Below are 14,955 nucleotides of genomic sequence, written 5' to 3' on the forward strand. Positions count from 1 at the left end.
TCCGATTGTCCCGACTGATCCGCTCGAAGGCAGGCGTCCGGGCTTCAGAAATGAATCGCTCCATGAACTGTAGACGACATTGCCCCCTCGAAACGGCCCGGCAGGTTAACAGGTCCTCCAGGGCGTGAGAACGACGCAAAACCTGTAGGAGCGAGCCTGCTCGCGATAAACGTCTGGACAACACGTTCATTCAGGCAGCACGCGTTATCGTTGACGACCATCGCGAGCAGGCTCGCTCCTACAGGGGATTGGGGATTTTCCAGTCACCCCGTATCAGGCATACGCCGCGTGAGCTTCAACCTGGGTCAAACGGCCGTTTTCGACTTTCAACACCCGATCAGCCTGCTGGAAGTACGCATCATCGTGGGTGATCACGATCACGGTCTTGCCCCGGGCCTTGAGCTCCGGAAGCAGCTCCATGTAGAACACGCGCTTGAAGGTCGGGTCCTGGTCGGCGGCCCATTCGTCGAACAGATAGAACGGCTTGTCGTCCAGATACGCTGACACCAGCGCCAGCCGCTTGCGCTGCCCGGTGGACAGGTCGACGGTGGAGAAGCGGTCGTCGACGATGCTGACCTTGTGCCCCAGCCCCAGGGCTTTCACGTAACGGGTCGCTTCGGCGGTGCGATGTTCGGCATCCGGTCCGTCGTCGCCCAGCAAATGCTCGAACAGGTGGAAATCGGCAAACACCGCCGCGAAATGCTGGCGGTATTGCTCGCGGTTGTCATCGTCCACTTCCACGCCATTGAGCACCAGACAGCCGGTTTCCGGGGCGTAGAGCCCCAGCAGCAGCATCGACAGCGTAGTCTTGCCACTGCCGTTGCCGCCGACCACGAACACCAGTTCACCCTGTTCCAGCGTCAGGTCCACGGGCCCGAGCATGAACGGATGATCCTCGTGTTCGCCGGGATAGCGGTGACACACGCCGTTGAGCAACAGGCGCATCGGCCCGTCGCTTGCGAACGGATTACCGGTCGGGGCCGTCGCTTTTTCCTCGGCGCTCAGTTCCGCATCCAGCTGGCGAATGCGGGTCAGCGCGATGCTGGCCTGGCGCAGCGAGGGGAGGGCGATCATCAGGTCGGAAATCGGCCGCACCAGATACAGCAAGGTCACGGTGAAGTTGACCAGCACAGTGGGCGATTGCGGCAGCCAGAACGGCACGACGAACAGCAGCACGCCAAGGTTGAGGTAGAACAGCAGCGTGCCCAAGTTGGCCACCACCGAATACCCGGCCATGCCGCGCAGGAAGCGCACGCGAAACTCGTCGGCACCCGGGCGGATGACCCGTTCCACGAACGCCTCACCCCGAGCATTGTTGAGCTGCAATTCCTTGCTGCCTTCGATCAGGCTGCGAAAGTGCTGGTAGAGCACGTCCTTTTGCTGGCGGACCTTTTCCAGATGGCCCAGCGGCCCGCGTTCGGCCAAGTGAAACGCCACCAACCCCACCAGCAGGAACAACGCCAGAATCGCCAGCAGCGACCACGACAACCACGCCAGATATGCGAAGCAGGCCAGGGTCACCACGGCATTGACGAACAGCAGCGGCACCCACTCGAAAGCGGCGGTGAAGGTGTGCACGTCTTCGGTGAGGATCACCAGCAAGCGGTGTTTGCCCATGCCTTGCAGGCGTTTGAGTGGCGTGGCCAGCAGCTTGCGCGACAGGTCGATGCGCATCTGGAAGATCGCGCTCTGGGTCAGGTGCAGCAGCGACAGTTCCGAGCACAACTTGCTCAGCAACATGCCGGCGCACAGCCCGAAAAAGCCCAGGGCCAGTTCCGGCAACTGCGCAGGATCGGCCAACCCACGGTTGATCAGGATCACCAGCCCGGCGCTGGCCAGGCCGCCCAGGGCACCGGTGATCGAGGCCAGGGCCAGCAGGCGTGCCGATTGGCGGTAGAGATAAAGAATCAGGTTCATGCGCGGATTTCCGTCGCGGCCGTGGCCAGCGACTTGTTCAATTGTTCATGGAAGGCAGGTTGCCCGAGAATCGACTCGTGATCGGCGGCCACCTGATGATGACAGGTCAGGCGGCTGATCGCGTCCCACTGTGCCGGCAGCGCCGGGCGCTCGGCGAGGGTTTGCTCGGCCCACCACAGGTTCAGGGTCGCGGCCACTGACGGCACGGAATATTCGCGGACCCAACGACGTGCATCGGCCATCACATTCAAGGTCTGCTCGACGTAAGCCTCTGGGGCATTGAGGGTCAGGCCGTTGGCGCTGGCCCATTGCAGCAGGGCGAAGCGCAACTGATCCACGCGTCCCATTGCAGCAGTAGCTTCGCGCAGTTGCGCCAGGCATTGAGCATCGAACGAATCAAGACGCTGGCGACTGTCGCTGCTCAGCTCCTGCTGGAGCACGGCGAGCAAGGCGTCCCACTCCAGCGCATCGTCCTCGGCGTGGAAGGTGCTGTCGAACAGGCCCAGCCATTGCACCGTTTGCCCTTGTGCCTCCAGTTGCCGGGTCAGCTCCAGGGCGAGCAAGCCGCCCATGGACCAACCCCCCAGGCGATACGGACCTTGCGCCTGAACACCGCGGATCACCGGCAGGTATTCGCTGGCCAGCGCCGCAAGGCTCTGCCCGCGCAGGGATTCAGGCAGGGTGATGCCATACACCGGCAGCTCGTCGGTCAGCCCGTCAATCATCGGCAGGTAATGATGAACCCCACCCGCCGGCTGGTGCAGGCAGAACAGCGGGGTATGGCCTTCGATACCGGCCTGCAGCGTGATGACGGCGGCGCGGTCGGCGGGACGCGCCACCTGTTCGGCCAGATCGCTGAGCGTCGGGTGCTGGAAAATCACGCTCACCGGCACTTCGATGCCCAGGGTGGCGCGAAGGCGCGCGGTCATGCGCACCACCAGCAGGGAATGGCCGCCGAGGGCGAAGAAGTCGTCATGCCGACCGATCACTTCGACCTGCAGCAACTCTTGCCAGATGGCCGCAAGCACTTGCTCCACATGCCCTTCGGGCGCTGCGTACGCCGATATGCTGCGATTCGGCACGCGGGCCAGCAGGGCACGGTGGTCGACCTTGCCATTGGCGGTGCGCGCCAGTTGCGCCAGCCACTGGATGTCGGCGGGCACCATGTGCGCCGGCAACAGCGCGCCCAGGGATTCACGCACGGCATTGGCCTGCAAGACGCTGGTCGACTCGACGAAAGCGCGCAGGCTCGGTTCGGCCTGGGTGCTGTCCAGCAGGACCACCGCCAGTTTGGCGCCGGTGACCTTCACCAGCGCGGTTTCGATTTCGCCCAGTTCGATGCGGTAGCCGCGCAACTTGATCTGCGCGTCGCTGCGCCCGAGGAACATCAATTGCCCGTCCAGGTCCTGCCAGGCGTAATCGCCGGTGCGGTACAGGCGCTGGCCGTCGAGCGCCGGGTGGCTGGCGCGGATGAATTTTTCCGCGGTCATTTGCGGCAGGCCCAGATAGCCTTCGGACAGGCCCGGCCCGGCAATGTGGATTTCCCCCTTGAGCCCCCGAGCCACCGGCGCGCCGTCGCTGTCGAGCAGGTACACCCGCGTCTGCGCAATGGCGCGGCCGATGGGCACAGGTCCGCCGGTTTGGTCAGGCTGGCACAGGGCAACGGTGCTCCACACCGAAGCCTCCGTCGGGCCGTATTCGTTGTACAGCTGCGCCTGGGGTTGGCGACCATAGTGGCTGGCGACCAGGGCGGGCGGGCAGCTTTCGCCGGCAACAATCGCCGTGTTCAGCGGACTTGGCTCGTCGCCCAATTCATCCAGCAACAAGCTGTACAGCGACGGCAGCGCCAACAGGTGCGATACGCCGTGAGCACGAATCAGCCGCGCCAGTTGCAGCGGGTCCTTCTGTTCGCTTTCGCTGGCCAGGTGCAGGCAGCCGCCCTGGGCCAGGCTCCAGAAAAGCCCGGCGATGGAGCTGTCGAAGGCGAACGACGACAGCAGCAGGAAGCGCTGCACCGGCTGCGGATAGCCGGCCAGGCGTGCCGCCAGCGAGTGCAGGGCGTTGGCATGGCTGATCACCACGCCCTTGGGCTGGCCGGTGCTGCCGGAGGTGTAGATCAGATAGGCCGGCTGCTCCCGCGCAACTGTCGGCTCCGGGCGGAACGACGGTACCGGCAGTGCTTGATCGATGGCCAGCGCGTTCGCCTGCCAGGCGGCCGGCAGGTCTTGCACGCGGCCCTGATGGGTCAAGATCAGGCGGGTCTGGCTGTCGCGCAGAATGTGTTCGATGCGCTCGGCGGGGTAGGACGGATCGATCGGCACGTAGCAGGCGCCGGCGCGCAGAATCGCCACCAGCGCCACCACGGCATCGATGTCGCGCGGCAGGAAATGCGCGATCCGTGTGCCGGGCTCAAGGTGCTGCGCCAGCAGGTGCTGGGTCAGGGCGCTGACCTGTTGCTCCAGCTCGGCATGGCTCAAGGTGCCGCTCGGTCCGGTCACCGCCGGACGCTGGGCGTTGGCCGCCGAGCCGAGGGAGAAACAGGCGGCCAGGTTCGGCAGGGTGAAGGTCGTGGCGTACAGCTCTTGCTGGACCGGCGTCAGCGCGGGCGAGGTGCTCAGTACGCCGGTCACTTGCTGCAGTTCGTCGGCGTTGCAGGTGGCCAGTCGGCTCAGGTTGACCGAAGGCTCGCGCAGGCTGTGTTCCAGAACGCTCAGCAGTTGCCCGGCGAGGATCTCGATATGGGCCACCGTGTAGAGCGACGCGTCGAAATGCAACGACAAGGCACTGGCCGACTGCGGCTGGTACTGCAACAGCAAGGCGCAATCGGCACTGATACTGTCCGCCAGTTCGATCTGCCAGCCGGCATCATTCAAGGTGCTGTGCGGCGCCACGGCCAACTCGCGATAGCCCACACCCGACAACGACGGTGCGTTGCCCAGATGGCTCGGGTAGCTGTCCCGTGCGTCGTTGAGAAGGCCGACGCGCTCGCTCAGTTGCTGGCACAGCGCAGAAAACGCCAGTTCAGGCGAGGTATCGAGGGTCAGCGGCAGCGCCTCGGAGAACAGGCCGAGGGCGTCACCCAGCGCATCCGGGCGCATCTGATGGTCACAGGCCAACGTCAGGCGTTCGGCCTCGCTGTAGCGTTGCCACAGGGTCGCCCAGGCAGCGAGCACGACAATGCCGGTACTCACACCGAGGCGGGTGGCCAGTTCAGCCAAGCGCTGCGCTGTCGTGCCGTCGAGCGCCAGTGGCAGGCGGCCCGGTTCGAACGATCCTGAAGCCTCCGTATTCTGCCGTTGCCAAGGCAACGGCACGTCGGTCACCACCGCACCCAGCTGTTCATTCCAGAACTGCCGGCTGTGCTCGTCGTCCGCGCATTCCTGGCGCCAGGCCGCGTAGTCGGCGTATTGCAGCGGCGGGTCCTGAGGCGCTGCCTGCAAGTAGCCCAAGGCCCATTCTTCAGCCAGATAACCCAGGCTGGAGCTGTCCAGATGCAGTGCCGGCAGGTGCAGCGTCGCCGCTTGGCCATCGGCCTCCAGATGCAATTCGATGGCCAGCGAAGCCAGATCCCTGCACGAATCGTCGATCACCTGCATCGGCAACGACAGCCCCGACAGATGCTGGTAGCGGGTGCGCAGGATTTCGTGGCGTTGCACCAGCTGTTGAAGGGCGCCGTCCAGTCGGGCGCGGTCCAGCGGCTGCTCGCTGCGAATGCGCAGGGTGGCCCGTTGCGCATGGGCGCTCAGGCGGCCCTGTTGCAAACGCCATAGGTGCGCCTGTTGCGGCGACAGTTCAAAACCTTCGAACGGCGTGTCTTCGTGAGTCTGAGTCATGCTGAGACCTGTGCAAAAAAATGGGACTTGAGGGTCGCGAAAGTGAAGGCAATCATTGCTCGGCATCCTTCACGACACTGCGGCGGCGGGCCTGGCCCAGGGTGCTCTGGCGAGCGCTGCCGGCTTCGCGCATCGCTTGCTGCGCCTGCTCGCGGCGGGACTGTTGCAACTGATTGAGCGGTGCCAGCAACTGCGCGACGTTGAGGTCGGCGTTCTGCGCCAACTGCTCGAGCAGGCAGACGAACAGGCTGTCGAGCAGTTCGATGTAGGCCGCGGCATAACGACGGGTGTCGTAGTCGTAGACCACCAGCAAGCCCTCGCCGTCATCCACCACGTTGATCAGCAGGTCGACATCCGCCGCCTGGGGCGCCAGCTCGCGCTCGCTGATCGCCAGCCCCGGCAGCTGCAAGTCCTGCTGACGGGTGTTCTGCACCACAAGCTTGACCTGGAAGAACGGCGTGTAGCGGGCATCGCGTTGCGGCAGCAGGTCGGCCACCAGCGCATCGAACGGCAGGTCCTGATGGGCGAAGGCGTCCAGCGCCACACGACGGGCATCGCCCAGCAATTGGGCAAAGGTCTGCTGTGGCGTCACGCGGCAGCGCAGCACCAACTGGTTGACAAAGAAGCCGACCATGTCTTCGGTTTGCTGATGGTGACGGTTGGCGATGTCGGTGCCGACCAGCAAGTCGTCGCGCCCGGTCTGTTGATGCAACAGCACGTTCAGCGCGCTGTGCAGCACCATGAATGGCGATGCCTCGCGCGCTGTCGCCAGTTGCGTGATGGCCTGGGCCAGCGATACCGGCAGGCGACTGCGATGGCGTGCGCACCCATGAGCTTGCCCCTGGGCCGGAGCACCCGGCAGCAACAACGGTGCAGGGCTGGCCTGCAACTGCTGGCGCCAGTAGCCCAGCTGTTGCTGCCAGACCGGACCCGGCAGGTGCGTGCGTTGCCACACGGCGAAGTCGGCGTATTGCAGTGCCGGGGTCTCGATGCCCGCTGAACCGGTGCCAAACGCCGCGTAATCGCTGGCTAGCTGTTCCACCAGTTGCGCGATGGACCAGGCATCCACGGCGATGTGGTGCAGGGCGATGGCCAGCACATGGGTTTGCCCGTCCAGTTGCAGCAGGCGTGCGCGAATCAACGGCGCCTGAGTCAGGTCGAACGGCTGGCCGAAGACTTCGGCCAGTTGCGCCTCAATCGCCGGCTCCTTGGCCTCGACCTGTTGCAAATCGCTGATCGGCAGGGCAAACGGCTGCGCCGCTTCGATGCGCTGCCAGGGCTCGCCGTGATCGCTGTGCACGGAGCTGCGCAGCACTTCATGACGGGCGACCAATTGCTCGAATGCCAGGCGCAACGCTTCGACATTCAGCGCCCCGGTCAGGGTCAGGGCGAATGGAATGTTGAAACCGCTGGAGCCGGGGTTCAGTTGTTCGAGGAACCACAACCGCTGCTGGGCGAACGACAATGGCAACGCTTGCGAACGCGACGCCTGGGTGATGGCCGGCAGGGCGACAGGCGCCGCTTGCAGACGAGCGTTGTCGATGGCGCGGGCGAGATTTTCCAGCACCGGGTGATCGAACACCGCGCGCAGCGGCAGTTCCACCGCCAGCTGGCTGCGAATCCGCGACACCACCAATGTCGCCAGCAACGAATGGCCACCCAGGGCGAAGAAGTTGTCGTCGGCGCCGATGGCGCTCAGGTTGAGAATCTGCGCCCAGATTGCGCCCAGTTGCTGCTCGGTTTCACTGCCCAGCGGCCGTTGCTCGCTCAGCTCCTGATGGTCCAGCTGGCGTGCGGTCAGTTGCTTGCGATCGACCTTGCCGTTGGCGTTCTGCGGCAGCGCCTCCAGCCGTACCCAGTGCGCGGGCACCATGTACGACGGCAGGCGCTGGCCCAGCCAGTCGCGCAGCGCCGCCACCGGGGTGTCGTCGCCGACCCAGTAGGCCACCAGTTGCAGGTCGCCGCGCTGGTCGGCGTTGACGATCACCGCCACCGCTTGCACGGCGGGGTGACGACCCAGATGGTCTTCGATCTCGCCCAGCTCGATGCGGTGGCCGCGAATCTTCACCTGCTGGTCGCGACGGCCGAGGAATTCCAGCACCCCGTCGGCGCGCCAGCGTCCCAGGTCACCGGTGCGATAGAAGCGGGCACCGGGTTCGAAAGGATGGTCGACGAAGGCCGCGCGGGTTTTGTCCGGGTCGTTGAGGTAACCGCGACCGACGCCGACACCGCCAACGCAGATTTCACCCGGCACGCCCACCGGCACCGCACGCAACGCGCTGTCGACCAGATACAGATGGTTGTTGGCGGTTGGCCGGCCCACGGGCATTGCGTTGCCTGTTTCGTCCTGCATCCGGGTCAACGGATGGAAGGCGACGTCGTCCGAGCATTCCGCCGGGCCGTAGGCGTTCATCAGCGGGACATGACCGAAGCGACTCAACCACGCCTGGGCCAACGCGGGTGGCAGGGCTTCGCCGGTGGGCAGCAACCAGCGCAAGGCCGCCAGTTGCGTATTGCCATCGGACAGGTCGAGCAACGCGCGGATCATGGTCGGCACCGCTTCGAGCACCGTCAGTCGCTGCTGTTCCAGCGCCTGCAACAGCCGCTCGGGGTCGTGGGCAATGACGTCCGGCAGGATATGCACCGTGGCACCGAGGATCGGCGCGGCGAGGAACTGCCAGACCGAAATGTCGAACGCCGGGGAGGCGGTCTGGGCAATGCGATCATCCCCCGACAGGCCCAGGGTCGGCACCTTGCCGAAGATGTTGTTGAGCATGCCCCGTTGCTCGACCATCGCGCCTTTCGGCGTGCCGGTGGAGCCCGAGGTGAAGATCACGTAGGCCAGGTCGTCCGGGCTGCCCGCCACGTTGAGCGGCGAGGCATCACCCGCCAGCCACAGGTTTTGGGTGCGCAGGCGCAGCGGCTTGACGCTGCTGGCGGCCAGCGCCGGTTCGATCACCGGGTCGGCACTGGCGCAGGTCATGAGGATCCGCGCCCCGGACAGTTCGAGGATCTCGCTCAGCCGTTGTGGCGGATGCTTGATGTCCAGCGGCAGGTAGGCGGCACCGGCCTTGAGCACGGCAATCATCATGCTCAGCAACGGCAGGCCGCGTTCGCCGACCAGCGCCACCAGAGTGTCGCGACCGGCGCCGGTCTCGATCAGCGCGCGGGCCAGGCGGTTGGAGCGCAGGTCCAGTTCGGCGTAGGTCAGGCTGTCGTCGCCGCACACGGCTGCGATGCGCTGCGGGTTCGCCGCTACCTGCCCGGCGAACAGCTGCGCGTAGGTCTGGTCCAGCGGGAAGTCCAGCTCACTGCGGTTCCAGTCCACCAGCAAAGTCTGGCGTTCCTCTGGCGTGAGCAGCGACAGCGAACCCAGCGGCGCTTCAGGCTCGGCGACCATCTGCGTCAGCAACTGGCGCAGGTGGCCGAGCATGCGCTGCACGGTGTCGGTGTCGAAACGCGCGGCATCGTAGGTCAGGCGAATGCCCAGGCGATCGCCGGGGTAGAGCACCACGGTCATCGGGTAGTTGGTGTGCACGCGGTCTTCGTAAATGTCGACGTTGAAGTCCACCTGACGGTCTGACAGACCGGCATCGAACGGCGCGTTTTCAAACACCACCAGGCTGTCGAACAGCGAGCGACCGTGCTCGACTTCGCTCCAGCGCTGGATGTCCACCAGCGGCGCATGCTCATAGGCGCGCAGCTCGAAGTTGTGGGCGAACAGCGCCTGCAACCACGGCACCACAGCTTGCGCATCATCGACCTTGACCCGCAGCGGCAGGCTGTTGATGAACAGGCCGACGATGTCTTCCACGCCGGGCAATTCGGTCGGACGCCCGGAAACCGTGACCCCGAACAGCACGTCGTCGCTGCCGCTGTAACGGGACAGCAGCAAGGCCCAGGCGCCCTGAATCCAGGTGTTGGGCGTCAGTTGATGCTGTTGGCACAGCGTGGTGAGGGCGCGGGTGTCGGCAATCGACAGGGTGACGTCGAGGTTGGCCACCGCTTCCACCGCTTGTTCGGCCACGGCCGGGCGGTCCACCACCAGCGGCGTCGGTGCGCTGAAACCGGCCAGTTCGCGGGTCCAGAAATCTTCGGTGATGCGGCTGTCCTGGCACTGCAGCCAGTGAATGTAATGGCTGAACGACGGCAGCAACGGACGCGCCGCCGGCTGGCCCAGCACCCGTGCCTGATAGTGGGCGAACAGGTCGGCCATCAACAGGCCGAAGCACCAGGCATCGGTGAGGATGTGATGGAAACTGCGCACGATCAGAAACTCCTGATCGGCCACCTGGAACACCCGCAGGAAGGTCAGCGGCGGGCGACGCATGTCGAAGCCCTGGCGGCATTCGGCGTCCAGCACCGCATTCATCTGGCGCTGGCGGCTGGCCTCGTCGAGGTGGCGCCAGTCGTACCAGGCGAAGGCCGGGTCGGTGTCGCGGTACACGCATTGCAGCGCCGCCTTGCCGTCCTGCCACCAGAAGCCGGTGCGCAGCATCGGGTGCCGGGCCAGCTGTTGCGCCCAGGCGTATTCCATGGCGCTGCGGTCCAGCTCGCCGTCCCAGCGGTAGCGTTGCTGCATCAGGTAGATGCCGCTGTTGGGGCGCAGCAGGGTGTGCAGCAGCATGCCTTCCTGCATCGGCGACAGGGGCAGCAGGTCATCGATGCCGGCCCAGTCGAAATTCGCGCCCAGCACGGACAGGTCATGCCCGGCGGCCCGGCACAGCGGGAACGCGTGGGCGCCGGGGCTGGCGTGCTCGGCGGCGTCGGCCAGTTGGTTCAGGCGCTGTTCCAGCGCCTGGGCCCAATGTTCGGCGCCGGGACCACGGCAATCGATATGCAAGTAGCCCTGTTGCAGGCTGACGGACAGGGTCAGGCCACTGGCATCGAGCGGCGCGCCGGCGGCGATAACGTCGCCCAACGGGCCTTCGTGGGCCAGCCAGTCGCCGGCCATGACGATATGCACCGCCGGTTGCGGCAGGCTCAGCAGCGGTTCGCGCAGGTAGTCGTTGTCGGCCAGGTAACGCAGCACGCCGTAGTCGTCACCGGCGTGGGGCGCGGCGGCCAGTTGCGCATCGACCTGTGCCAGCCAGCCGGCGGCGTTGGCGGCCGGGGCAATGCTCAGGCGCAGGGGAACGGCGTGGCTCAGGGCGCCGATCACCGTGGCCGGGTCGAAGTCGGTGCGGCTCAGGGCGCTGGTGAGCGGCAAGCGCGCACGTTCGCAACGCCCGCGATCCAGGCTCAGCCAGACGTCTTGAACAGCGCTGTGTTCTGCCAGCTCCACGGCGACGGCTGTCGCCACCAACGACGACCACGGCGCATGGCTGCGGCGTTGCAGCAGGTTCAGGCGAGCGCTCAGCGATTCGGCAATGTGCACGTGGCTGGTCGATGCCGGGGCGTCCATTTGCGGGGCAGGCGAGGCGCTTTCACCGGCATATTGCAGCCAGTATTCCCAGGCCGATTCCAGGCCGTCTTCATCAGCGGCGCGGGTGGCTTGATGCTCGGCCCATTCGTCCGGATGGCCGCCGTGATGCGGCAACTCGATGGCGCGGTCGTGTTGCGCCTGCGCCACGGCCAGCGCCAGGTCGGTCATCAGCAACGCCCAGGAAGCGGCATCCAGACGCAGGGCATGGGTCACCAGCAGTACGGCGTCGCCCTGTTCCGACAGGCAGGCGTGCCAGCCTTCGCCGGCGCTGTGGTCCAGCTTGGCGAGGGTGGTTTCGGCCAGCTCGGCCAGCGCTTTCGAGTCGTCGATGTTCAGCGGCTGACGGCTGGCACTGACCGCTTTCGGCGTGCCCGGCAGCGTCTGTTTCCAGCGGCCATCGGCCTGTTCGGCCAAACCGAGTTGCAGCGCCCGGTGCTGCTTCTGCAAGGCCAGCACCGCGCGGTTCAGTACTTCGACGCTGATCTGTTCGTGCAGCGCCACGCAACGCCAGTCAGCCGTTAGTGGACCGGCTTCAAGGCGTGCATGTTGGCCCGCCGTCAGCGGCACATGACGGGCGACAGCGGCGGTGTCGCGGCTATAGTTCGCGCCCTGGCCGAGCACCGCCGAGATCTCGGCGATGGTGCGGTTTTCGAACAGCTGCTTGGGGGGCAGCTTCATGCCGCGCTGGTGGGCGCGGGCGATGATTTGCAGGTTGAGAATCGAGTCGCCACCGAGGGCGAAGAAGTTGTCGTGGATGCCCACGCGCTCGACTTGCAGCACGTCCTGCCAGATCTCGGCGAAGGCGATTTCCACCGCGTCGCGCGGCGCCACGTAACTGTCCTGGCTGACTGGCGCGTCGGGCAGCGGCAGGCGGGCGATGTCCGGCTTGCCGTTGGCGTTGAGCGGGATCGCGTCCAGCGCAATGAAGTCCGCCGGCACCATGTAGTCCGGTACGCGCAGGGCGAGGTCGGAGCGCAGTTTTTCCGTGGACAGCGAGGTGCTGGCCACCACCCAGGCGATCAGCCGTGGCGTTTCGTTGGCCGGTTGCACCACGCGCACCAGCACTTGCTCGATGTTGCCCGACAGGCGCTTGATCTGCGCTTCGACTTCACCCAGCTCGATGCGGTAGCCACGCAACTTGATCTGATTGTCGACGCGGCCGAGGAACGCCAGTTCGCCGGATTCCAGCCAGCGCACACGGTCACCGGTGCGGTAGGCGCGGGACAGGTCGGCGACGGCGGTGAAACGGGCGGCGGTTTGTGCCGCATCGCCCAGGTAGTCGATGGCCAGGCCTTCGCCGCCGACCCACAGCTCGCCCGGAACGCCGACCGGCACGGCTTGGCCGTGGCTGTCGAGCACGCGCAACTGGCGGTTCGGTTGCGGATGGCCCAGCGGCTGGACCCCGGCCAGTGGCTGGTCGATGCGCGACAGGCAAATGCCCACGGCGCTTTCGGTCGGGCCGTAGTGGTTGTACACCGCAAGCTCCGGGCGCAGCGCGCGGACGTTGTCCAGCAAACTGCCTTGCAGCGCTTCGCCACCGAGCAGTAGGGCACGACGGGGCAGCAGATCCGCATTCGGATGGGCCGCCAGCAGTCCGTGCAGGTGGTTCGGTGTGAGCTTGACCAGATCCGGGGTGAATTCTCTGAACAGCTGCGCCAATGCGTTCGGATCGGCGCGGGTATCGTCGTCCACCAGCAACAGGCTGCCACCGCTGGCCAATGCGCCGAACAGCTGGGTGTAGCCGAGGTCGGCGGCCAGGGTCGAAAGCAGTGCATGGCGCCACGGTTGTTCGGCTTCGGCGCAACCCAGCTGCGCCAGAATGCCACTGACGTAAGCGACGATGGCGCGGTGCGACAGACGCACGCCTTTTGGCGTGCCGGTGGAGCCGGAGGTGTAGATCACATAGGCGCAGGCCTGTTGATCCACCGCCGGCAGGTCGATGCCGGCGGCACGGGCCGAAGCGTCGATCAGTTGCGCGGACGCGGTGTCGAAGGCCGGCGTGCCGATGATGAAGTCGACGTCGGCACTGGCCATCAACGCACCCAGGCGCGATGCGGGCTGACCCAGGTCCAGCGGCAGGAAGCAGCCGCCGGCCTGCATCACCGCCAGCAGCGAGACCACGGCGTCGTTGCCACGGGGCAGGGCCAGGGCCACGCGATCACCGGGTTGCAGACCACGCTGGATCAAGGCGCCGGCCAGATCGCTGGAGGCTTGCAGCAGTTCGCCGTAGCTCAGTGCGCCGCTGGCATCGCGCACCGCTTCGCGCTCGGGATGGCGGCGAGCCTGGGCGGCGATCAATTCGTGCAGCGGGGCGGTTGGCAACTCAAGGGTTGCACCGTTGCCCCAGCTACGCGTCAGGTTCAGATCCTGCGCCGGGCACAGCGGCACTTCGGCCAGAGGCCGGGCAGTATCGCGGCTGATTTCGTTCAGCAGCGCGACCAGTTGCTGCAACAGCCGCGCGCCGGCCGCGTCTGACAGGCGTTTGCGCTGATGCACCAGGTGCAGTTGCAGGCCGTCGCCTTCCAGCGAGGCGATCAAGGACATCGGGTAGTTGTTGCGCCCGCCGGTGTGGCGCAGCGGCGCGGCGTGCTCGGCATCGGGCAGGCCGAACAGGTTGTCGTCGATCTGGTCCAGTTCGGTGGGGAACGGGAAGTTTTCGAAGACCATGATCGCTTCGAACAACTCGCCACCGGGGGGTAGTGAGGTCAGCGCGCGCAAGCTCGCCAGCGGCGTGTGCTCATGCTCGCGCATCTCGACGTTCCAGTCCTGGATGCCCGCCAGCCATTGGCCCACGGTTGGTGCATCGTCCCAACGCACTCGCAGTGGCAAGGTGTTGATGAACAGCCCGACCATGCGCTCGGCGCCGCTCAAGCGCTGCGGACGCCCGGCCACGGTGACGCCGATCAAGGCTTCGTCGGTGCCGTTGTGGCGACCCAGCAGGTAAGCGTAAGCCGCTTGCAGCAGGGTGTTGAGGGTCAGGTTGTTGTCCCGGGCGAAGCCGTTCAGGCGCGCGGTGGTCGCGGCGTCCAGTGCCAGCGAGTGCTCGGTGCAGGGCAACTGCGCGTCGATTTGGTCGACCAGCAGGCCGCGCGGATCGAGTTCGGGCACGCGGGTGGTGGTGGCGAAATCCGCCAGACGACTGCGCCAGAACTCATCCGCCGCCGGGCGTTCACCGAGGTAGGCCACGTAGTCCTGAAACGGACGCACGGTCTCCAGCAACGGTTTTTCGCCACGACGTGCCGCGCGATAGAGGTCGCGCCATTCGGCCAGCAGCGAGCCGACGCTCCAGCCATCGAGCAACAGATGATGGTGGGTCCACAGCAGCGACCAGCGCGATTGCCCGCTCTGATCGTCCAGTCGGGCCAGGGTCAGGCGCATCAGTGGCGCGGCGCTCAGTTCGAACGCCTGGGCGTGATCTTCCGCCGCCAGTGCGGCCAAGCCTTGCGGGTTGCCGCGCAGGTCGACTTCGCGCAGCGGCAGTTCGACGTCCTTGAGGATGACCTGGAAGGCGTCGTCCAGTTCTTCCCAGAGGAACGCGGTGCGCAGCACGCCGTGGCGCTGCATCAGGGACATCCAGGCCTGGCGGAAGGCAGCGATATCCAGCTCACCGGCCAGGCCGATGTTCATCTGCTGGTAGTACACCCGCGATTCGGGGGCATAGGCCTCGTGGTACAGCAGGCCTTTTTGCAGGGGAGTCAGCGAATAGATGTTTTCGATTTGGTCATGCATGGCAGCAGTGTTCAATCCAGAAATACGAAGAGGCACGTGCGCCGCCGGCGG

The 14,955-nt window shown here is 65.9% G+C and carries 3 protein-coding genes; all 3 read right to left on the reverse strand.

All coding sequences use genetic code 11. The annotated features are described in order from the left end of the window. Positions 1 to 273: 273 nt before the first annotated feature. The 3 genes from DKY63_RS31320 to DKY63_RS31330 are packed head-to-tail and all read right to left on the reverse strand — an operon-like array spanning position 274 to position 14,904. On the reverse strand, positions 274 to 1,917 hold the full coding sequence (locus tag DKY63_RS31320; RefSeq protein ID WP_110967681.1) for a cyclic peptide export ABC transporter: 1,644 nt from the start codon (positions 1,915 to 1,917) through the stop codon (positions 274 to 276). Next, positions 1,914 to 5,750: a non-ribosomal peptide synthetase gene (locus tag DKY63_RS31325; RefSeq protein ID WP_110967682.1), complete on the reverse strand. Its 3,837-nt coding sequence runs from the start codon at positions 5,748 to 5,750 to the stop codon at positions 1,914 to 1,916. Before DKY63_RS31325 ends, DKY63_RS31320 begins: the two co-directional genes overlap by 4 nt. Positions 5,751 to 5,802: 52 nt before the next feature. Continuing rightward, positions 5,803 to 14,904 (reverse strand): non-ribosomal peptide synthetase, encoded by a 9,102-nt coding sequence (locus tag DKY63_RS31330; protein WP_110967683.1) that lies wholly within the window; start codon positions 14,902 to 14,904, stop codon positions 5,803 to 5,805. Positions 14,905 to 14,955: the final 51 nt, after the last annotated feature.

This window comes from Pseudomonas putida (assembly GCF_003228315.1).
GTDB classification, from domain to species: domain Bacteria; phylum Pseudomonadota; class Gammaproteobacteria; order Pseudomonadales; family Pseudomonadaceae; genus Aquipseudomonas; species Aquipseudomonas putida_S.